Source organism: Streptomyces asiaticus, assembly GCF_018138715.1.
Classification (GTDB): Bacteria; Actinomycetota; Actinomycetes; order Streptomycetales; family Streptomycetaceae; genus Streptomyces; species Streptomyces asiaticus.
Window position 1 is genome coordinate 9821235 of record NZ_JAGSHX010000006.1, and the last position, 20330, is coordinate 9841564.

Consider the following 20330-nt stretch of genomic DNA (forward strand, 5'->3'; position numbering starts at 1 on the left):
CGGACCCTTTGACCGGCGGCGGCCCCGGCTCCGGTTCACCGCGGGCCGTCAGCCGCGGAACGGCCCCGTCACCTCGTAGGTGATGCCGCCCGACGAGCTGCCGCTGGTGCCGCGCTGGCTGGAGAAGTACAGTCGCCTGCCGTCCGGTGAGAACGCCGGGCCGGTGATCTCCGAGCCCGACTGGCCATCGACGCGCAGGAACGGGGCCACCACATCGTCCGGGGTGATGACGCAGATCTCCATGTTCCCGCCGTCCTCGGCCACGTACAGATCGCCGGAGGACGCGCCGGTCACGTTGTCCACACCGGTCAGCGGCGCCGTCCCGCCGGTCACCAGCGAATCGTCATAGGCCAGTTCGATCGTCCGGGCGGCCGCGTCGTAACTCCACACCCGGTTGTCGCCCTTGGTGGTGAACCAGCAGGTGTCGTTCGCGTAGTAGCACCCTTCGCCACCGTTGAACCGCTTGGCCCCGGCCACCTGGTTGCGGGTGGCGGTGGCGCCGGTCGGGTCCGGCACGGCCGCCCAGGTGACGGGGCCACTGGTGCCGGAACCGGCGACCATGACCTCCAGCCTCCCGGAGGACAGGTCACCCCATGTCGTCGGCGTGAAACGGTAGAAGCACCCGTCCGTGACGTCCTCGGTCATGTAGACGGTCCGGCGGACGGGATCGGCCGCCGCCGCCTCGTGCTTGAAGCGGCCCATCGCGTCGCGCCGCACCGCGGCCTTCACGCCCCACGGATCGGTCTCGTACACATAGCCCCGGTCGACCTCCTCACAGGACAGCCAGGTGTTCCACGGGGTCTTGCCTCCGGCGCAGTTCTGCCGGGTACCGGAGAGGACGCGGTACGCGCCCGTGACCGCCCCTGCCGAGGAGAACGTCACCGCGCTCGCCCCGCCCGATGGGTTGATCTCCGAGTTGGAGACGTAGATCCAGCCGCTGGCGTCGGCGTAACAGGCCCCGCCGTCCGGGGCGTCGTGCCAGGTGTACGAGGTGCCGGCGACCGTCTGCCGCGAACGGGCGATCACCCGGCTGGTGAACCCGGCGGGAAGCCGTACGCCGTTGGCGTCCGGCGAACCGAGTGCCCCGTACGGGCCGGCGCCCGGCTGTGCCGGCGCCGCGTACGCGGCGCCGCGCCACAGGGTTCCGCCGAGCGCTGACGAGGAGCCGCCGATGACGGCGGCACGCAGGAGGGTGCGACGTTTCACTCTGGCTCCAGGGAGTGCCGTGATCGTTCCCCGCTGTCGGCTGACGGCGGGGTCTCACGGCCTTGAACCCTAGGGAGGTATCGCATAGGCGGAATTGACGGGGCCTGGACACCACATGACGCGGGCGTGGATGCCCGCACTTGCCAAGGAAGAAGGGCATACATCGGTTGGTTGATGACCTCCAGCGCCGTGAAGTTTGCCGGGTCGTCCAACTCACCTGCGGATATGGGCTCTTCTGAATTCTGATACGTCGGAGGTCTTCCCTTGGCCCTCGTACGGCCTGCACCATGCCGGGTAGTTCACCACCGGATATGGGAGGCACATACGTGACCCCGACAACAGGGAACGGGATCTCTCGAAGAGGAGTGATCGGCTCGGCTGCCGTAGCCGGCTCGGCGGTCGCGCTCGGTGCCGGAGGGCCGCTGACCGGTTCCGGTACCGCCTGGGCCGCGCCCCGGGGGCCCGGCGGGTCGGGAAGCCTGGCCGAACGGCTGGCCAGGGCCGCGGCGCCGCGCTGGCGGCGGATGCCCGGCGACTGGAAGGACGGTCCCTTCCTGGCCAACGGTCTGCTCGGGGTGAACGTCTACCGGGGCGCCACGGCCAACTCCCTGAAGGTGATGGTCAGCCACAATCAGGTACAGGACCAGCGGCCCCAGTGGGCCGCCACATACGGCTACTCACGGCTGCCCATAGGGCATTTCGACCTCACGCTGGCAGGCGAGGTGACCGATGTCGACTGGACCCTCGACATCTGGGACGCCGAGCTGCGCGGCACCGTCACCACCACCCGGGGCAGCGTCCGCTTCTCGATGCTGGTGCACAACGCCCGTACCGCGCTGCTGATCTCCACCCGGCCCAGCGCGGGGGAGGAGAGCGCGGCCTGGTCGTTCACATGGATGTCCGCCACCTCGCCCCGGACGAAGGGCAAGCCCGCCGACTACACCGGCAACCCCGACCCCCGCACCGGCTCCACGGGCGCCACCCACTACGTCGAACAGCCGTTGATCGCCGGTGGCGGGTGGACCACCGCCTGGCGGGAACGCCGAGTCGGCACCGGCAGGCTGCTCGCCGCGCATATCGTCTACCGCCACCCCGACGACCTCTCGAAGACCACCGAACTCGCCGTGGCCGAGGTGGCCCGCACCCTGGCCGAGGACCCGGACGACCTGGTGCGCGAGCACCGCGGCTGGTGGCACCGCTTCTACGAGCGCAGCCTGCTATCCGTACCCGACAAGCGCCTTCAGCACTTCTACTGGATCCAGCTCTACAAGGCGGCCTGCGCCACCCGCGCCGACGGGCCCTCGATGTCCGAATGGGGGCCGTGGTACCCGGAGACCGGCGGCAGCTGGACCGCGGTCTGGTGGAACCTCAACGTCCAGATCGCCACCTGGCTGATCCAGGGCTCCAACCACCTCGAACTCGACTCCGTCACCTCCACCTTCAAGAGTTTCGAGAAGAACCTGCCGCTGTCCCTCCCGCCCGAGATCCCGAACGAAGAGATCTACGCCCTGTCCCACCCCTCCGACTGGACGCTGCGCCCCGGCGCCCACACCGTCGGCGTCCCCGGCACCTCCACCAAGACCGACAACAACGGCAATCTCATCTGGGCCATGCACAATGTCTGGCTCAGCTACCGCCACACCATGGACATCCGCATCGTGCGCGACGTCCTCTACCCGATCCTGGTCAAGGCGGTGAACTACTACGACCACTTCCTCTACGAGGGCGGCGACGGCAAGCTGCATCTGCCGCTCACCCGGTCCCCGGAGTACGCGGACGCGGTGGACTGCACCTACGACCTCTCCCTGCTCCGTTGGGGCTGCGCCACCCTCCTCGACTGCCTGCGCATCCTCCGCACCGACAACCCGCGCGCCGGGCGCTGGCGGGAGATCCTGCGGCGTCTGGTCGACTACCCGCGCGGCGCGGACGGCGTCCTGATCGGCGCCGGCGTACCACTCGCCGACTCCCACCGCCACTTCTCCCACATGCTGTGGCTGTACCCGCTGCACGAGCTCACCTGGGACCGGCCGGCCGACCGGGACATCATGCGGACCACGTTCGACCACTGGACCCAGGACCGCAGCCTCTGGGCCGGGTACAGCTACGCGGCGGCCTCCTCCATGGCGTCGCGGATGGGGCGCCCCGAGGACGCCCTCGACTTCCTCACCACCTTCACCGGGAACCTCTTCGACGAGTCCTACATGGACTGCTACATGACCGCGAACACCATGTACGCGGAGGACACCAACCTGGGCATCGAGTCCCCGCTGACCACGGCCCAGTCGATCCTCGACATGGGGATGCAGAGCCATGGCGGCGTCGTGCGGGTCTTCCCCTCCGTCTCACGGCGCTGGCCCGACGTCTCGTTCCAGGCCCTGCGCGCCCAGGGCGCGTTCCTCGTCGACGCGGACCGCGCCGACGGCAGGACCAGGTGGGTGCGGGTCCACAGCGAGGCGGGCGCGCCACTGGTGCTCCAGCACGGCATCGCCGGCGCCATCGACGTACGGGACGAGCACGGCCGGCGGCTGCGGTACCGGGAGACGGGACCCGGCCGTATCGAGATCCCGCTCGGCCGGGACGAGACGGCCATCGTCGCCCCGCGCGGCAGCCACCCGGAGCTACGGCCGCGCGACGTACCGGCCGTCGGCGACGCGAAGCCGTGGGGACTGCCGGACTGAGCCGGGGTCCGGGGGAGGCCGGGCGCGGGACGGCCTCCCGGTCAGGAGAACTCGATGGGGTTGACGCGGTTGATCAGCTCGTGTCCGTCGAGCAGCCGGGTGGCGTTGGCGGCGAAGAGTTCGGCGATGAGGCGGTCCTCCGCCGCGTCGAGCGCGGCGGTGTGCGGGCTCACCAGCACCCGCTCGTGGTCCCACAGCGGGCTGTCGGCCGGCAGAGGCTCCGTCTCGAACACGTCCAGCGGCGCGAAGCCGACCCAGCCGGAGTCGAGTGCCCGGGCCAGGGCGGCCTCGTCGACGTCGCTGCCGCGGCCGACGTTGACGAGGCAGGCCCCGGGCCGCGGGGCGGCGAAGAACCGCTCGCCGAGGAGGTGCTCGGTCGCCTCGGTGCCGGGGAGCGTGTTCGCGACGGCGTCCATGGTCGGTGCCACCTCGGTGATGCGGTCGGGGTGGATCACGGCGGAGACACCGGGGACGGCGACGTCTCTCCGGCTCGTGCCGATGACCGTCGCTCCCCAGCGCCTGGAGTGCCCCGGCGACGGCCCGGCCGATCCCGCCGAGGCCGAGGACGAGCACGGTCTGGCGGCTGACCTGCCCCATCGTCCAGCGGCCGCTCCACTCCCGGTCACGCTGCCGGCGGCTGAGGCGCGGCAGGTCCTTGGCCCCCGCGAGCACGCCGAAGACGGCGAACTCCGCGAGCGGGCGTCCGTGGACCCCGGCCGAGGTGGTGAAGAGGACACGGTCGAGTTCATCGGGACGCAGCCCGGCGGCCTTGACCTGGCTGTCCCCGCCCGCGGCCATGGTGTGCACCCAGCGCAGGCCCGGATTGGCCCGGACGGCTCGCGCCAGGGCGGCCGGGTCCACATCGGGGATGCCGTACAGGGCGTCGGCGGAGTCGATGGCCTCCTCGTAGGCGCGCTGCCGCGCGGGGCCGCGCCGCCAGGCCGGATCCCCCGCGAAGTCGGCGGGCCAGCGCATCGGGGGCAGCAGTTCGTGGTCGACGACGAGGTCGATCCGCGGCTCCAGCTCCCTGACGCGGGCGCGGTTCTCCTCGGACAGCGGGGCGGCGACCGCGACCCGGAGGCGGTCTCCCGCCTGGTTGAGGCCGGTCATCGGACGCCCGCGTTCCGCAGCGCGTCGACTTCGGCGTCCAGTGCGGCCTCGCGGGCGACGATCTCCCGCACCGACGTCAGCGCTTCCTGGGCCCGGTGCGGCGGGATGACGATGACGCCGTCGCCGTCGGCCGCGACGATGTCTCCGGAGTTACCACGGCGCCGCCGATGGCGACCGCCTCATGGGCGCACTGCGCGGAGCCCTGATCGGGTGGTCGGCGGCCCGGCCCGGCACGCCGGAGGAGTCAGGTCTGGTCTCTTCCCCACTGAAGGGCGACACCGGCTGAAGTACGCTGTCGGCGCACTTCCCGCGCCTGAGGCACAGCTCGTGCCGGCGCCCGGCCGGCTCGCATGCGAACGGAGAGAACAGCGCACATGGACGTCAGCGCCTACCTCGAGGCCGTCTACGGCAATCTCCACCGCCGGGATCCCGCAGAAACGGAGTTCCACCAGGCAGCCCACGAAGTCCTACAGGCGATAGGACCCGTGCTCCAGGCCCACCCGGAGTATCTGCACGCCAGGATCGTGGAACGGCTCTGCGAGCCCGAACGGCAGCTGATGTTCCGGGTCCCGTGGGTGGACGACCAGGGAACGGTGCAGGTCAACCGAGGCTTTCGGGTGGAGTTCAACAGTGCCCTCGGCCCGTACAAGGGCGGCCTGCGGTTCCACCCCAGTGTCAACCTCGGCATCGTCAAGTTCCTGGGTTTCGAGCAGATCTTCAAGAACGCGCTGACCGGCATGGCGATCGGCGGCGGCAAGGGCGGTTCGGACTTCGATCCCAAGGGCCGCTCGGACGGCGAGGTCATGCGCTTCTGCCAGGCGTTCATGACGGAGCTGTACCGGCATCTGGGCGAGCACACGGATGTGCCCGCCGGGGACATCGGAGTCGGCGGCCGTGAGATCGGCTACCTCTTCGGCCAGTACAAGCGGATCACCAACCGCCATGAGTCCGGTGTGCTGACCGGCAAGCCGGTCGGCTGGGGCGGCTCGCACGCCCGTACCGAGGCCACCGGCTACGGCGCGGTGTTCTTCGCCCAGGAGATGCTCGCCACGCGCGGCCAGGACTTCGACGGACGGCGGGCCGTGGTCTCCGGATCGGGCAACGTGGCCATCTACGCCATCGAGAAGGTCCACGCCCTCGGTGGACGGGTGGTGGCCTGCTCCGACTCCTCCGGTTATCTGGTCGACGAGGACGGCATCGACCTGGAGCTGCTCAAGGAGATCAAGGAGGTGCGCCGCGAGCGGATCTCCGCTTACGCCGAGGTGAAGACGACCGCCCGGTTCTCCGCCCGGGGGTCGGTGTTCGACGTGCCGTGCGAGGTCGCACTGCCGTGCGCGACCCAGAACGAGCTGCACCAGCAGGACGCCACCGCGCTGACGAAGAACGGTGTGCTGGCCGTGGCCGAGGGCGCGAACATGCCGTGCACGCCCGAGGCGGTCGAGATCTTCCGCGGCGCGCGGATCCTGTTCGGTCCGGGCAAGGCCGCCAATGCGGGCGGGGTGGCGACCTCCGCACTCGAGATGCAGCAGAACGCGTCCCGCGAGAGCTGGAGCTTCGAACGCACCGAGGACCAGCTCGCCACCATCATGCGGCAGGTGCACGCGCAGTGTCGCGCCACCGCGGAGACCTACGGCGGTGACGCCGACGACTACGTGCTCGGCGCCAACGCCGCGGGCTTCCTCCGTGTCGCCGAGGCCATGACCGCCCAGGGGGTCGTCTGAGTCCGGAGTACTTCCGTGCACGGGGGCCGTGCGGATGCCGTACACAGCGTCAGGGTGTCGGCGTCCGCATGAGGGCCGCGGCACGAGCGGCGATGTCGGCCACGATGCGGCCCGCCGGGACGACGTCGTGGACAAGCCCGGCGGTCTGGCCCGCGTAGAGGGCGAGAGCCTCCAGGTCGCCCGACATGCCGGGCACGGGCACCATGACCTCGTAACGCGGCCAAGTCCGTCCGTCGGCGCCGCGGGCCACCACGGTGCCTTCTCCGGGACGATTCGGCGCGGCGGGACGGTCCGCGGCCTCCCAGGCGCTGAGCGTGGAGTTGCGCAGTGCACGATGCGGTGCGCCTGGCCGGCCTCCGTCGAAGCACCGGGTGTGCACGGCTTCCTGCGGCGCCGCCCGGATGACGGTTTGGCGGTAGACCTCGTGCGTGGCGGCCTCGCATGCCGTCAGGAATCGGGTGCCCAGCCATCCCGCCTGGGCCCCGAGAGCCAGTACGGCCGCGAGCCCGCGCCCGTCGGCGATGCCGCCTGCCGCGATGACGGGCACCGGGTGCACGGTGTCCACGACTGCGGGCACGAGCGCCATCGTGGTGGTCTCCCCGCGCACATGGCCGCCTGCCTCACACCCCTGGGCCACGATCACATCGACACCCGCGGCAACAGCGGCTTCGGCCTCGGCGACGGAACCGACGGTGTGGAGGTGAACGGCGCCGGCCGAGTGCACGCGTCCGGCGACAGCCGAGGGATCGCCCCAGAACGTCGAGATGACCGGCACGCTCTCCGCCAGGCAGGCGTCGAGAAGTTCGTCCACGGGGAAGTCCAGCACCAAGTTCACGGCGAAGGGCCTCGGCGTCGACCGCCGAACCTCCCGGATCCGGCGCACCGCCTCTTCCGCGGTGACTCACGTCAGAGCAAGGGTGCCGAGGCCGCCGGCGTCCGCCACCGCGGCCACCAGGTCCGTCGTGACCGCGGACCCGATGGGCGCCTGCGCCACCGGCACCTCGATCCCCAACTGCCGACACAGAGGTGTGGTCAATGCCGTCATGCTGCCCTCCACACCTGGGAGCGGTTCGGTTTCCGAATCACCGGGCGATGTCAATGTTTCGGCACTCCTGCCGTCGGCGTTCCGGACATCTGGGATGCGGGGCAGGAGCGGACCTGCGGGTCGCGTCCGTGGTTCGCGTCGAGGACCGCTCCCGATAGCCTTCCGCGTCGCCGTCGATCGCCGAGTCCGCGTCGGCTACGAGGCCGACGGTCCGGTCCAGTCGGCGGCCACATGGCCGATGCGCACCCGCTGCGGGTGGTCGCCGACCGAGACGGACGCGGTCTTCTCGCCCGTCGCGAAGTCGATCGCGGTGACCCGGTCGGCACCGCTCTCGGAGACGACGCAGGAGGCGCCGTCGCCGCTCACCGTCGCCCAGTACGGCTTCGAGGTCGGTACCAGGGGGCCTTCCTGGAGCGATTCCCGGTCGACGACGGTCGCGTAGTCGTCCATCGTCCCGGCCACGCACAGCTTCTTGCCGTCGGGGCTCATCGACAGGCCGTGGTGGCGGGAGTCGTTGACCCAGGTGGTGCGGTCCTCGCTGGTCTCCGGGTTCTTCGGGAGGGTCTTCGCGCGGGTGATCTTGTCCTTGGCCACGTCGTACTCCAGGAACCCGTTGAAGAAGGACACCTGGAAGTAGAGCTTGGACTCATCGGGGGTGAAGGCGACGGGCCGGACGGCGTCGGACAGGTCCTTGCGGCCGAAGGCGTCCAGCCGTTCGCGCATGTCGATGACCTTGACCTGCCGATAGGTGGTCGTGTCGACCACGGTGATGTGCCGGTCGCCCTTCGTCCAGTCCATCGACGGATCGTCCAGGGCGGTGTTGACCTCGCCGATCGACATGTTCCACAGATACTTGCCGCCGTCGGTGAAGACGTTCTCATGGGGCTTGTCACCGGCGGAGAACGAACCGAGCTGCTTCCCCGTCTCGATGTCGAGGACATGCACCGTGTTCGACGTCGAAGCCGACACCGCGACGCGTTTGCCGTCGGGGGACACGGCCATGTGGTCCGCGCGGAATCCCGACACGGGGAAGCGCCAGTTGAGTTTGCCCGTCGCGACGTCGATCGAGACCACGTCGGCGAAGCTGGGCCGGGAGACGACGATGTCGGAGCCGTCCGGGGTCGAGTACATGTCGTCCACGAACTGGTCGTGCCCTTCGCCCGGCCCCAGCCGGATCCCCAGGAAGAAGGCGAGCTTGATGGGGTTGAGGTAGATCTCGGTGAGCCGCTGGTCCTTGTCCGGTATGACGTTGATCCGACCGATTCTGGCCAAGTCGCCACTGGATTTGATGACGTCGGCGGTGCCGTCCCAGTTGTTGCCCACGAACATCACCTCCCGCAGACCGGCCGTCTTCGACTGCGCGGAGGCGCTCGCCGCCGTGGAACCGGTCACGGCCAGCGCCACGGCGGCGGCGAGGGAGAGAACCATTCGGGTGGAGCCACGGTGCTCGGAAGGCATGGCCACTCCATGAGAGGTGGGGGTCTGTCGTCGTCGGGGCGCCGCCTACTGGAAAGTAATGAAGGCGGGTACCTCTCACAAGAGCTCTGACGGCAAAAAATGACAAGCTCTCAACTTCGCCGACGCGGGCCCCGCGAGCCCGGGGCGATGGAAACGCCGAGGGGGGCGGATTATGGCTTGATGCCGACGCCGACCCACAGGCTGACGTCCGCGTCGCTCGGTGCTGGGCCGTCCTCCCCGGCCGCTCCGCCGTCCTCCCCGGCCGCTCCGCCGTCCTCCCCGGCCGCTCCGCCGTCCTCCCCGGCCGCTCCGCCGTCCTCGGCGGACGGCCGCCAGCGGTGGCCGACGACGATACCCGGCTCGATCAGGTCCAGACCGGTGAAGAAGTCCGCCACGGCGGCCTTGTCGCGGAACCGCACCGGCGTTCCGGCCCGGTGGTAGATGTCGGTGACCTTCTGCCAGGTCTGGGGATCGAAGTCCGGTGTGCAGTGGCTGAGCGCGAGGGCGCTGCCCGAGGGCAGCGCGCCCATCAGGCGGCGGACGATCCCGTGCGCGTCCTGGGCGTCGGTGACGAAGTGCATGAGCGCGTTGAGGCTGAGGGCCACGGGCTTGGTCAGGTCCAGCGTCTCGATGAGCCCGGGGGACCGGAGGATGATGTCAGGTTCGTTGACATCCGCCCTGATGTAGGCGGTGCGACCTTCCGCGGAGCTGTTGAGCAGGGTCTGCGCGTGGACGAGGACGATCGGGTCGTTGTCCGCGTAGACGATCCGGGCGTCGGGTGCCACGGACTGCGCCACCTCATGCAGATTGGGCTTGGTCGGGATGCCGGTACCGATGTCGAGCCACTGCCGGATGCCGTGGTCCCGGGCGAGTACGCGCGTGGCGCGGTGCATGAACGCACGGTTCTCCCTGGCGCAGACGAAGATGCCGGGGTACGAGGCCGCGACCCTGCCGGCTGCCTCCCGGTCTGCCTCGTAGTTGTCCTTCCCGCCGAGGTAGAAGTCGTACATGCGGGCGGAGTGCGCTTGGTCCGTGCGCAGGTTGAAGGCATTGGGCAGTTCGTGAGTCATACGGGCTCCGGGGTGGGGGGTGTGTGCCCTTGACCGCCAAGCGGCCCGGTCAGGTTAGGCGCTTCCCGGAGGCATATGCGCGAGAGTCGGCCAACCGCGGGCAGGATCAGCTCGGTTGTGGCCTCGGGGACGCCGCGGCCGGTCGTGAGGTGACGCCCTGTCGGCCGCCCCGCCTGAGAAGATCGACAGAATTTCCGCGATGTTCCCCGAGCCAGCTCATCGGCGACAACGCGTTCATGCGCGGCGAGACCTGGGTGGGCGACCGCCGCATCGCCACCCTCGGCTCGGTCCTCGCCGTCGTACGCGAAGGGCTCGCCGCCGCCACCGGCTCATGACCCTCCGCACGCTCCCCCCAGGCTTTTGCCAGCCGCCCCCGTCCCGTCCCCGCCAGATCCGGGCGAGGATCTCGATCGCCCGCAGCGAGTCCGCCTCGTGGGGAACGTACGCCGCCACACCCGGCCGGACGACATCGCCGACGACCTCGCGCCGCCCGCCGCGCTCCGGCTCACCGCTCCCGGGGCCCCGGGAGCCGGTGGCGGCATCGACCTCACCCCGCATCTGGGGGAGGTCTGCGGAGCGCTCGGCGTGGTCCAACTGGCCGTGGCAGCGGCCTGGTTGGGCTCCCGACAGCGGTCCGGGCCGGGCGGGGCGCTGATCACCTGCGGCGACGGCGAGGACGGCTACGCCTCGGTGCGGCTCGACCCGTCGGACGTCCCCGCCCTCGCGGGAGGAGGCTGACATGGCGCAGCCGAACGGGGCGCGCCCGGGGCCCTCGCCCGACTGGTGGACAGCGGTGGCCGAGGTCCGTGGGGCGCGGGAGCGGCTGGCCGTGCTGGGGACGCCGTCCCCGGCACCGCACCCCGGCACTCTCGTGGTGGCCCTGGTGCACGGTCTCGAAGGCGGCTGGGCCGGATGGCGGCCGCTGGCCGGAGAGCTGGCGGGCCGCTGCCGGACCTACGTCCTCGACCTGCCGTGGCGCGCCGGCAACCGCTACCGCTGGCGGCACCACGGCACCCCCGCGCACTGGCTGCGCGAGGCGCTCGCCCTGGTGCCCGAGCCCGTCGACATCCTGATCGGCCACTCCTTCGGCGCCAATGCCGTCCTGGAACACCTGGCCGACCGGGACGGCGCGGCCCAGCCGCGCGCCGCGGTGCTCCTCGCCCCGTTCTTCCGCCCCGACACCCTCCGGGTGGACTGGCCCCTGCACGACGCGGCGCTGGCCGGGTTCCGGCAGATCATCGCCGACGGCGTACGCGTCGGACTGGGCAGCCGGGCCGGGGACCTGGACCCCGAGGTGCTCGCCGCCATGGCCGACGCCACGGTGGAGCGGATCGGCCCGGTCGGATTCCTCAGCCTGTTCCTCCAGCTCACCGGACGACCTCACCGCCCTCCCGGCGACCACCCCCTCGCCACGACCCTTCTCACCACAAAGGAATGACCATGACGGAGCTGCTGGACGGCACCCTCACCACCCCCGTGGACAGGCCCCGCTACGAGGGCGCCAACATCCGCACCTGGATCGGCTTCAAGCACTTCATGTATCTGACGGAGGAGGCGATCCTCCAGTACTTCCGCGAGCGCGGGGTGGGCGCGGAGACGCTCTACCACACCCACACCCACACCCACACCCACACCCACACCCACACCCCCGGCCTCGGCCACACCCCCGGCCTCGGCCTGGAGATCGTCGACCACTCGGTCAGCCTGCCCGCCACGCCCGGCATCGACGACGAGGTGACCGCCATCGTGGAGCCGGGCAAGCCCAAGCCCGGCCACGGCGCCCCGTTCAAGGTCCGGCTGGAGGCTGTCGTCCGCGGCGAAGGAGCACTTCAGTGCGCCGGTGCAGGACGAGCACCGGGATCCGTTGGAGTTCTGGGTGCCGTCCGGGAGTTCCCCGAATCCTCGCTCCTGGCCGAGAAGTCATCGGCGTCGAAGGAAGGAGAGGAGGTGGACCGTGCCCGAGAGACGGAGGGATGGGCGGCGAGCCGCCGCTGTCACAGGTGTGGTCTAGCGTGCGGAACATGGACCTGGAGCTTGCGGGACGACGGGCGATGGTGACGGGGAGCAGCGGGGGGATCGGCGCCGCGGTGGCCCGGCGGCTGGTCGACGAAGGGTGCGCCGTGCTGGTGCACGGTCGCGACCCCGCGCGTGTCGGTGAGGTCGCGGAGCGGCTTCGTGCCGTCGGCGGGGCGGTGGACATCGTGCTGGGGGACCTTGCCGATGAGGCCGCCGCCGAGACGGTGGCCGAGCGGGCCCGGGAGTGGGGCGTGCAGATATTGGTCAACAACGCCGGCCCATTCGCCGAGCACGACTGGGAAACCGCGGAGCCGGCGCTGTGGCTGGACGCGGTGAACGGGAACGTCGTGTCCGCGGTGCGGATGATCCGGGCCCTGGTGCCTCGGATGCGCGAGCGAGGATGGGGAAGGGTGGTCAATGTGGGCAGCCGGGCCGCGACGACTCCGTTGCCGAATATGGTCGAGTATTCGGCGGCGAAGGCGGCGGTGGTCAACATGACGACCAGCCTGGCCCGGCATCTGGCCGGATCCGGCATCACCGCGAACACGGTGAGCCCCGGTGTCATCGTCACGGACGGCATGCGGCAGATGTTCGAGGACGGAGCGGCCGCGCGAGGCTGGCCGGAGCAATGGACGGAGCTGGAACCGCTGGTGGTGGCGGAGTACGCCCCGAACCCGACGGGCAGGCTCGGCACCGCGGCGGATATCTCGGCAGCGGTCGCGTTTCTCGCCAGCCCGTCGGCCGGCTACATCAACGGAATCGATCTGCGCGTCGACGGGGGCATCGCGTTGGTGCCGTAAGGCCGACCGCCCAACGCATGATGCTCGTCCGCACACGTCAGCCGGCTCCACGGACCGACACTGCCCGTCCGGCAGCCAGGAATTTCTTCGCGGCGTTCACGTCACGGGGCCGGCCATCAGAACCCCTAGGAGGCCGATCTGAATTCAGTTAAAGTTGCCGTTATGATCTGGGAGGTCGCGTATGTCTTTCGCTCTCATTCACGGTGCCGGTTTCGGCGCGAACTGCTGGGACGAGTTGATTCCTTACTTGAGTGCGGAAGCGCTGGCAGTCGACCTTCCGGGTCGCGGGGCGAGGGCTGACGTCGCACTCGGCACGGTCACTCTCGCGGACTGCGCCGACGCCGTCCGCGAGGACATCGAGGCGAAGGACTTGCGGGACGTGGTGCTGGTCGGCCACTCCTTCGCGGGAGTCACCGTGCCGCTCGTCCTCGACCGCATACCCGAACGAATCCGTCAGGTCGTCCTCGTGTCGGCCGTCGTACCTCCCGACGGGTCCCGGGTGCTCGACCAGATTGATCCCGGCGTGCGTGAGCTGGTCGAGCAGTCCATCACCGCTGGGGTCTACCACCAGACCCGCGTGGGTGCTGTCGCGATGCTGTGCAACGACATGGACGAGGCGACCGCCGCGTCCGCTCTGAGCCGACTGGCCGACGATTCGGCCGCTCTGCTGAGCGAGCCCGTGAACCTGAGAGGCTACCGACGGGACATCCCGCGGACGTATGTGCACCTCACCCGGGACCAGTGTTACGTCGAGGAATTCCAGCAGCGATCCATCGCGCTGCTCCGGGCGGAGGTCATCGATCTCGACACTGGCCACATGGCGATGATCAGCGCTCCAGGGAAGCTCGCCGCCGTCCTCAACGCCGTTCACGGCTGAGTGAGCACCAGCCTGTTCGCCGCCTTCAACATCGCCGACGGCACTGCCATCGGTGAGCTGCACCGCCGCCACCGGGCCGCATCACACTGGCCTGCCGCGTCGGCGGGAAGTGGTTCGCGGTGGTCGGGGCGCAGGCCGTCGGTGGTCACGCCGGGGTGCAGCGGGTCCGTGGTGCGGGCGCACAGTTCATCGATGACGAGACGAAGCTGTTGGATGCCCTCCAGGTCGGGGGACGACCATACCCACTTATGCGGAGCACGCGCTCCACTTCATCGTGCTGGAGCGTCTCCATGGACAGGCCCCCGACTTGCCCGTCCCCGCGACATGACCCCGCGGCCCTGAGCCGGCACTCCACGGTGGTCGGCCGCGGGAGTCTGTTCCCGCGGCCGTCACTCGCACCACGCCACGCCCCGTCGCGGGGGTAGCCCCCGGTCATGGCACCAGCACGGCCTTGCTGAGACGAACGCGAACGCGTCATCCGCGGGCGGGGATCCGCAACCGACCCCCGCACGACGACGGCTCCGCCGAGCACACACACGAGACGGGCAACCTGGCAAGCTCGTCTCCACCTCGCGCAGGGCGTGGAGCAGGTGAGTCTGATTCCGCGACGAGGATGGCGCTCGCCTGGGAGCCCAGGGTACGGGCCGGGGTGTGTCAAACTTGTTGATATGCGTGAGTATGAAGATCAGCCGCTGGGCTTCCTGCTTTACCAGGTGATGGCTGCACTGCGTCCGCTCACGGCCGCGGAGCTCCAGCCGCTTGGCATCGGGTTGCCGGAGTTCGTGTGCATGCGGAACTTGTCCATGTTCCCCTCTCAGTCCAACGCTGAGCTGGCCCGCCATGCCGGTGTGTCGCCGCAGGCGATGAACAAGGTTGTGCGGGATCTCCAGGAGATGGGCGCGATCAAGCGGCCGGCTGCGGTGTCGTCGGGCAGGAGTCTGCCCGCCCGGCTGACGCCCAAGGGCAGGGCCCTGTTCAAGCGGGCCGAGGCAGCGGTGCGGGTCGCCGACGACCGTCTGATGACCCACCTCGCGTCCGGTGAGCGGGATGAGCTCAAGAAGCTGCTCCACGCGATCGATGCGCGCAACATCGGGGATGGGGCATCGACGGTCCGGCCGGACTGAAGCGTGGCGAAGCAGCGGCCAGGCGTCGCGAGTGCGGCGAGGCGCCGGCCTCCGGGTGCGGATGGGTGGAGTACGACGTCGACGGTCCAGCCGGGCCGGTCGTCGCGTGGGCCGATGAGGGTGTTCGTCAGGGCTTCTTGGACGATGCGGTAGATGGTCAGTTGCACGCTGCTGCTGAGTGTGGCGAGGTTGCCCATGGTGCGGTAGGTGACGTCCAGTCCCGCGGTGCGGACGCGGGCCAGGAGGGAGTGCAGGTCGCGGGTGCCGGGCTGCGGGCTGAGCGGCTGTTGGCCGTGCTGTTTCTCGCGCAGGACGCCCAGGACGCGCCGTAGTTCGTTCATGGCCTGGCGGCCGGTGTCGCCGAGGATGCGCAGGGCTTGTTGGGACTGCTCGCCTCTGTTGGCGGCGAGGGTGGCGGCGCCGTCGGCGACACTGATCATGACGGAGAGGTTGTGGCCGACGATGTCGTGCATCTCGCGGGCGACGCGGGAACGTATCGCGGCGACGGTGAGCTGTTCGTCTGGCGGGTGCGCAGCGTCAGCCCGACGGCGGCGGCCGCGGTGTCCGTCCCCAGGAGGATGAACAGGCCCTGCGGCCAGCTTTCATCCGGCAGGATGACGAAAACGGGAAGCATGACCTGCGCGATGGCCATGACGGTGGCCCGGCCCAGCAGCCGCAGGGAGTCGTGGCGGGCCATGGTGTACAGGGCGATGAGCGCGGTGAGGTCGGCCGACAGCCACAGGCCCAGCGCCCCCTGGGCGAGGGTGACCAGGGGGATCACGAAGTACACGGGGGCCGGGGCGCGGCCACGCCACCACAGCGGCACGATGAGCGCGGTGGAGACCACGTACGGGACGGCGGCCGGCGCCTGCAGGTGGCCACGGCCTTCGGTCTGCCCGAAGGGGGCGTCGTTGCTGCCGGAGAGGAAGTCGGTCAGGCCGATCATCGCGACGATCAGCACGACCGCGGTGTCGAGCAGCCAGGGATGCCGCTGGTTCAGTTGCCGCAGGCGGTGCTGGCGACGCAGCAGCCAGTCCAGCAGGGGATGTCCCCAGGCGGCCTCGGGCCCGGGGGCGGCGAGGGTGCCGCCCCCTGGGACCGGTCCGCGGTGATGGCCGCGCGGTGTGGACTCATGGGCCCGATTGGCCCCTTCCCCCTGCTCAGGCGTCGGTCCGTTTCAGCCGGACGGCGGCCGCGGCCAGGGCGAGGGTCACCCAGCCGGTGAAGACGGTGAGCCCGGCACCGGGTGAGAGGGCGTCGGGCGGTTGGTGCAGGGAGGACGCGGCCTCTCCGGCGTTGCTGGGGAAGTACGGGTTGAGCGTGTCGGCCAGCGAGCCGGGCAGCAGTGAGGCCAGGTTGGGCAGGATCAGCAGGACGCCGACCAGGGTGGCGATGCCCCCGGCGGGGGAGCGGAGCAGCGCCCCCAGGGCCACACCGAACACCGCCACGAGGGCCAGGTAGACCCCGGCACCGAGCAGGCTGCGCAGCACACCGTCATCCCCCAGCGACAGGGCGATCTTCTCGCCGTCCAGGCCGGCCGCGCCCAGCTGGAACGCCGCCAGCGCGCCGAGCGTGGGGAGGGCCAGTACCAGCGGCGCCACCACGGCGCTCTTGGCGAACAGCACCGGCAGCCGTTTGGGGACTGCGGTGAGCGTGGAGCGGATCATGCCCGTGCTGTACTCGCCCGCGAAGAGCAGCACTCCCAGCGAGCCCACGATCAGCGAGGCGAACGACGAGCCCATCAGGGTCAGGCTGACCGCGTCACTGGACTCTCCGGACGACATCGGGCCGTCGTCCGTCGGCGCGTCAGGGCTGTAGGTGGAGGCGGCGACTGTCCCGAAGACGAGCAGCACGACCACGGAGACGGTCAGGGTGATCCAGCTGGAGCGCAGCGACCAGAACTTGGCCCACTCCGAGCGCCGTACCCCACGGGAGGTCACTTTGCGCACCGTCGTCGCGGGGGCAGGCGCCACGGTAGGAGAGGCGGTAGTCATCATGCGGCCTTTCGGTCAGTGTCCGCATGGTCCGCGGGCGCGCTGTGGTACTCCACGGCGTCGCGGGTGAGGTCCATGAAGGCCGTCTCCAGGGAGGCGGACTGCGGGGTCAGCTCATACAGCGGCACCCCGTGAGCAGCGGCAATCATTCCGACCCCGTCGGCCGTCCGCGTGAAGTCGTCCAGCGTGGTGTCCGCGAGCAGCCGCCCCCGGCCGACGACGATCAAGTGGTCGGCGATCAGCGCCATCTCCTCGTCCACCCGGCGGCGCGTAATACCGTGCGTGTGCGCCAGCGCCATCAGATGGCTGCGCGCGCTGCGCCCCGGGTCGCCGTACCGCTTGGTCAGCTCCCGTGCTTCGATCATCAAGGTCGCCCCCTCCTCACTTCGATACCGGCCACGGAAAGGGCCGTAACCGCTGCTTTCGAAGCTACGGGCGGGGAAAACCGCGGGACGCGTCCCGTCTTTGAACCAGATTCGTTTCCGGTTGCCTCGTGGTGTCCGCGCTGATGCCGTGCCGGCCGGCGGCGTGTTCGTGTTGGTGGTGGTCGCTGAAGGTGGAGCAGCTGGGTAGCGGTGGGGAGTCGGGATACCGACGCCCCGCTGATCGTGGTTCCGGTCGTGGCGTTGTATGCCATCGCGGCGCTGGTGGCCGCGGGTGCGTCGCAACCTGTGGGGTATGGCGTGGCGGCGGTCTACATCCGCTGGGGTAGGTCGAGTGTCATCGGGAGACCGACGCCTCCGGGCCTGCCGCGCGGCACGATCAGTGGCATGAATCCGCCCACCTTTCCCGCATGGGTCGCTGCCGCGTTGGTCGGTGTGCTTGTCGGGGCTGCCGCCGGAATGCTGCTGGCCACCGCCGCCGGGGCGCTGTCCATGGAGATCGGCGGCGTACTGATCGCCCTGGTGATCGGCGTGCCCACGGTGTGCGGTGCCGTGGTGGCGTGTTTTTCACGCCAGGCAACTCCCGTTCGGATTCGAGGTAGTCACCCATGTCTCCCATTCGCGGCTCAGCCGCGTCCCTTGCCCCCGCCCGCACCGGGCCGGCCGGATAAGCCTCACGGTGGCCGGTTCGGTGCCCTGGCCGGTTGGGCGCAGTGTCACCGTTGGGCCGCCCTGCTGCTCTGGGTGGCCGTCCTGGCCGCCGTCACGCTGGGTTCCCAGGCCGCGGGGTCTGCGTACAAGAATGACTTCTCCCTGCCGGGGACCGATTCCCAGTCCGCCACCGATCTGTTCACCAAGCACGGTTCCGCCCAGGCCGGCGACACCGTCGAGATCGTGCTGAAAGACGGCCGGGGCATCGGCGGCGACACGACGGCCGTGGAGACGATGCTGGCCAAGGTGAAGGGATGCCGGGCGTCGCCGATGTGCGCAGCCCGTACGCCGATGCCTCCGCCGTCTCCAAGGACGGCACGATCGGCTACGCCACGGTGACCTTGGAGGGCAAGGCCGAGGCCGTGGCCAAGGAGGACATCACCAAGATCATCGACACCGCCGGGGATGTCCGGACCGGCGGTCTCCAGGTCGAGCTCGGCGGTGAGGCCGTACGCGGAGCCGAGGACAAGGGAAGCCCGACCGCGGAACTGGCCGGCATCGTGGCCGCCGTGGTCATCCTCGGGCTGCTCTTCGGCTCCGTGGTGGCGGCCGCCGTACCGTTGATCACCGCCCTGTTCGCGGTCGGCGGCGCACTCGGCCTGATCGTCATCGCCTCGCACGTCTTCACCATCGCCGACTTCACACCCCCCTCACGATGCTCGTCGGGCTCGGCGTCGGCGTCGACTACGCCCTGCTGATCTTCTATCGCTACCGGCACGAACTCACCGCCGGCGCCGACCCGGCAAAGGCCGGCCGCAAAGCTCTGGACGCCGCCGGCCGCACGGTCTTCTTCGCCGGCTGCACCGTGATCATCGCCCTGCTGGGCCTGGTCGCCCTCGGCCTCGGCTCGCTCCAGGGCGTGGCCCTGGCCCTGGCCCTGACCGTGCTGACCACCATGGCCGCCTCGCTGGTCCTGCTGCCCGCGCTGCTGGCACTCTTCGCCCAGCGCATCCAGCGCCACGTCCTGAAGCACGCGGCCAAGTCCGCGGCCAAGGGCAAGACCGAAGGCCGCCGCTGGCGGGCCCTGGCCGCAGCCGTGCAACGCCGTCCGCTGCCGGCACTGCTGATCGCCGTCCTCGCCCTGCTGGCCCTGTCCGCCCCGGCACTGAGCATGCGCCTGGGATTCGCCGACGCGGGCAACGACCCCAAGACCTCGACCTCCAAGAAGGCATATGACCTGCTCGCCGAAGGCTTCGGCCCGAGCTTCAACGGACCGCTGATCGTCCTGGCACAAGGCGACGAGGCCGCCGGCCAGACCGTCCAGTCCGCACTGGCCAAGGCCGAGGGCGTGGCCGCGGCCGGCCCCGCGATGCCCACCGAGGACGGCGCCCTGACCACCATGATCATCTACCCCAGGACGGCACCCCAGGCCAAGGGCACCGCCGACCTCGTACACCACCTGCGCGACGACGTGGCCCCGGGACTGGAGCGTGAGACCGGCGCCAAGATCCTGGTCGGCGGCGCCACCGCCGCCTCCCAGGACTTCGCGGACACGGTCGAGCAGCGGCTGCCCCTGTTCGTCGCAGTCGTCGTCGGGATGTCGTCACTGCTGCTGATGCTGGTCTTCCGGTCAGTGCTGATCCCCATCAAGGCAGCCCTGCTGAACCTGCTCTCGATCTCCGCCGCACTCGGCGCGATGACCCTGGTCTTCCAGGAAGGCCTGTTCGGAGTGCAGCCAGGTCCGATCGAAGCCTTCCTGCCCGTGCTGATCTTCGCGATCGTCTTCGGCCTGTCCATGGACTACGAGGTGTTCCTGATCTCACGGATCCATGAGGAGTGGGAACGTACCAAGGACCATTCCCTCGCCGTCCGGGAGGGACTGGCCTCCACCGGCAAGGTGATCACGGCAGCCGGGGCCATCATGATCGTGGTGTTCGGCGCCTTCATGCTCAGCACCGACCGGATGCTCCAGCAGTTCGGACTGGGCCTGGCCGTGGCGATCCTGGTGGACGCGCTGGTCATCCGCTGCCTGATCGTCCCCGCCATCATGCAACTGTTCGGCACATGGGCCTGGTGGCTGCCCGCCCCCCTCGCCCGACGCCTGCCCAAAGTGGCACTCGAGCGCCCCACGAACAGCTGACGACCCACACGGCGCAAACCCACCCCCCGACAGACCAACCCCCCACGACCGTCACAC

The 20330-nt window shown here is 70.2% G+C and carries 17 protein-coding genes and 4 pseudogenes; 10 read left to right on the plus strand and 11 right to left on the minus strand.

What is annotated here, in order from left to right:
• Positions 1-48: 48 nt before the first annotated feature.
• Positions 49-1206 (minus strand): alkaline phosphatase PhoX, encoded by a 1158-nt coding sequence (locus KHP12_RS49165; RefSeq protein ID WP_086882169.1) that lies wholly within the window; start codon positions 1204-1206, stop codon positions 49-51.
• A 365-nt stretch (positions 1207-1571) separates the two neighbouring features.
• Here KHP12_RS49165 and KHP12_RS49170 point away from each other — a divergent pair, with 365 nt between their 5' ends.
• On the plus strand, positions 1572-3884 hold the full coding sequence (locus KHP12_RS49170) for a glycosyl hydrolase family 95 catalytic domain-containing protein (protein ID WP_344395748.1): 2313 nt from the start codon (positions 1572-1574) through the stop codon (positions 3882-3884).
• 41 nt (positions 3885-3925) lie between these two features.
• On the opposite strand, the gene KHP12_RS52125 is transcribed toward KHP12_RS49170, so the two are convergent.
• Positions 3926-4339: an NAD(P)-dependent oxidoreductase gene (locus KHP12_RS52125; RefSeq protein WP_372455288.1), complete on the minus strand. Its 414-nt coding sequence runs from the start codon at positions 4337-4339 to the stop codon at positions 3926-3928.
• An 82-nt stretch (positions 4340-4421) separates the two neighbouring features.
• A pseudogene (locus KHP12_RS53105) lies at positions 4422-4994 on the minus strand (Rossmann-fold NAD(P)-binding domain-containing protein); the annotation flags it as partial.
• A 374-nt stretch (positions 4995-5368) separates the two neighbouring features.
• Between KHP12_RS53105 and gdhA the strand changes: the two are divergent.
• Positions 5369-6715 carry an NADP-specific glutamate dehydrogenase gene (gdhA, locus tag KHP12_RS49180; protein ID WP_210608885.1) on the plus strand — a complete coding sequence of 449 codons (1347 nt, stop codon included), beginning with the start codon at positions 5369-5371 and terminating at the stop codon, positions 6713-6715.
• 49 nt (positions 6716-6764) lie between these two features.
• Here gdhA and KHP12_RS49185 read toward each other — a convergent pair whose 3' ends face one another.
• The 4 genes from KHP12_RS49185 to KHP12_RS49200 all read right to left on the minus strand — a co-directional run bounded on the left by KHP12_RS49185 (position 6765) and on the right by KHP12_RS49200 (position 10288).
• On the minus strand, positions 6765-7550 hold the full coding sequence (locus tag KHP12_RS49185; protein ID WP_211834754.1) for an NAD(P)H-dependent flavin oxidoreductase: 786 nt from the start codon (positions 7548-7550) through the stop codon (positions 6765-6767).
• 66 nt (positions 7551-7616) lie between these two features.
• Positions 7617-7751, minus strand: a complete 135-nt coding sequence (locus tag KHP12_RS49190) for a nitronate monooxygenase (protein ID WP_211834755.1) — start codon at positions 7749-7751, stop codon at positions 7617-7619.
• Between the two features lie 204 nt (positions 7752-7955).
• Entirely contained in the window at positions 7956-9218 is a 1263-nt protein-coding gene (locus KHP12_RS49195; protein ID WP_086882172.1) for a YncE family protein, read from the minus strand.
• A 170-nt stretch (positions 9219-9388) separates the two neighbouring features.
• Positions 9389-10288: an SAM-dependent methyltransferase gene (locus KHP12_RS49200; protein WP_211834756.1), complete on the minus strand. Its 900-nt coding sequence runs from the start codon at positions 10286-10288 to the stop codon at positions 9389-9391.
• Positions 10289-10720: 432 nt separating this feature from the next.
• Here KHP12_RS49200 and KHP12_RS49205 point away from each other — a divergent pair, with 432 nt between their 5' ends.
• The 7 genes from KHP12_RS49205 to KHP12_RS52135 all read left to right on the plus strand — a co-directional run bounded on the left by KHP12_RS49205 (position 10721) and on the right by KHP12_RS52135 (position 15437).
• Positions 10721-11026: a hypothetical protein gene (locus tag KHP12_RS49205; RefSeq protein WP_211834757.1), complete on the plus strand. Its 306-nt coding sequence runs from the start codon at positions 10721-10723 to the stop codon at positions 11024-11026.
• A gap of 1 nt (position 11027) precedes the next feature.
• Positions 11028-11726, plus strand: a complete 699-nt coding sequence (locus tag KHP12_RS49210; RefSeq protein ID WP_211834758.1) for an alpha/beta fold hydrolase — start codon at positions 11028-11030, stop codon at positions 11724-11726.
• A 2-nt stretch (positions 11727-11728) separates the two neighbouring features.
• Entirely contained in the window at positions 11729-12346 is a 618-nt protein-coding gene (locus tag KHP12_RS49215) for a hypothetical protein (RefSeq protein ID WP_211834759.1), read from the plus strand.
• Positions 12310-13104: an SDR family NAD(P)-dependent oxidoreductase gene (locus KHP12_RS49220; RefSeq protein WP_086882157.1), complete on the plus strand. Its 795-nt coding sequence runs from the start codon at positions 12310-12312 to the stop codon at positions 13102-13104. The genes KHP12_RS49215 and KHP12_RS49220 overlap by 37 nt, the downstream gene beginning before the upstream one ends.
• Before the next feature lie 181 nt (positions 13105-13285).
• On the plus strand, positions 13286-13981 hold the full coding sequence (locus KHP12_RS49225; RefSeq protein WP_086882156.1) for an alpha/beta fold hydrolase: 696 nt from the start codon (positions 13286-13288) through the stop codon (positions 13979-13981).
• A 668-nt stretch (positions 13982-14649) separates the two neighbouring features.
• Entirely contained in the window at positions 14650-15105 is a 456-nt protein-coding gene (locus KHP12_RS49230; RefSeq protein ID WP_086882154.1) for a MarR family winged helix-turn-helix transcriptional regulator, read from the plus strand.
• A 65-nt stretch (positions 15106-15170) separates the two neighbouring features.
• Complete coding sequence (locus KHP12_RS52135; protein ID WP_246643308.1) at positions 15171-15437, plus strand: hypothetical protein; 267 nt, start codon at positions 15171-15173, stop codon at positions 15435-15437.
• Between the two features lie 24 nt (positions 15438-15461).
• Here the strand turns inward: KHP12_RS52135 and KHP12_RS52140 are convergent.
• From KHP12_RS52140 to KHP12_RS49245, 4 genes and pseudogenes are all read right to left on the minus strand, one after another.
• Positions 15462-15578, minus strand: a pseudogene (locus KHP12_RS52140) (hypothetical protein); the annotation flags it as partial.
• Positions 15542-16066 carry a DUF7134 domain-containing protein gene (locus tag KHP12_RS52145; protein ID WP_244202837.1) on the minus strand — a complete coding sequence of 175 codons (525 nt, stop codon included), beginning with the start codon at positions 16064-16066 and terminating at the stop codon, positions 15542-15544. The pseudogene KHP12_RS52140 and the gene KHP12_RS52145, both read right to left, overlap by 37 nt.
• Positions 16067-16265: 199 nt before the next feature.
• Positions 16266-17102: an ABC transporter permease gene (locus KHP12_RS49240; RefSeq protein WP_211834760.1), complete on the minus strand. Its 837-nt coding sequence runs from the start codon at positions 17100-17102 to the stop codon at positions 16266-16268.
• Positions 17099-17425: pseudogene (locus KHP12_RS49245) on the minus strand (DUF8746 domain-containing protein); the annotation flags it as partial. The pseudogene KHP12_RS49245 and the gene KHP12_RS49240, both read right to left, overlap by 4 nt.
• A gap of 444 nt (positions 17426-17869) precedes the next feature.
• Between KHP12_RS49245 and KHP12_RS49250 the strand changes: the two are divergent.
• A pseudogene (locus tag KHP12_RS49250) lies at positions 17870-20273 on the plus strand (MMPL family transporter).
• Positions 20274-20330 lie beyond the last annotated feature (57 nt).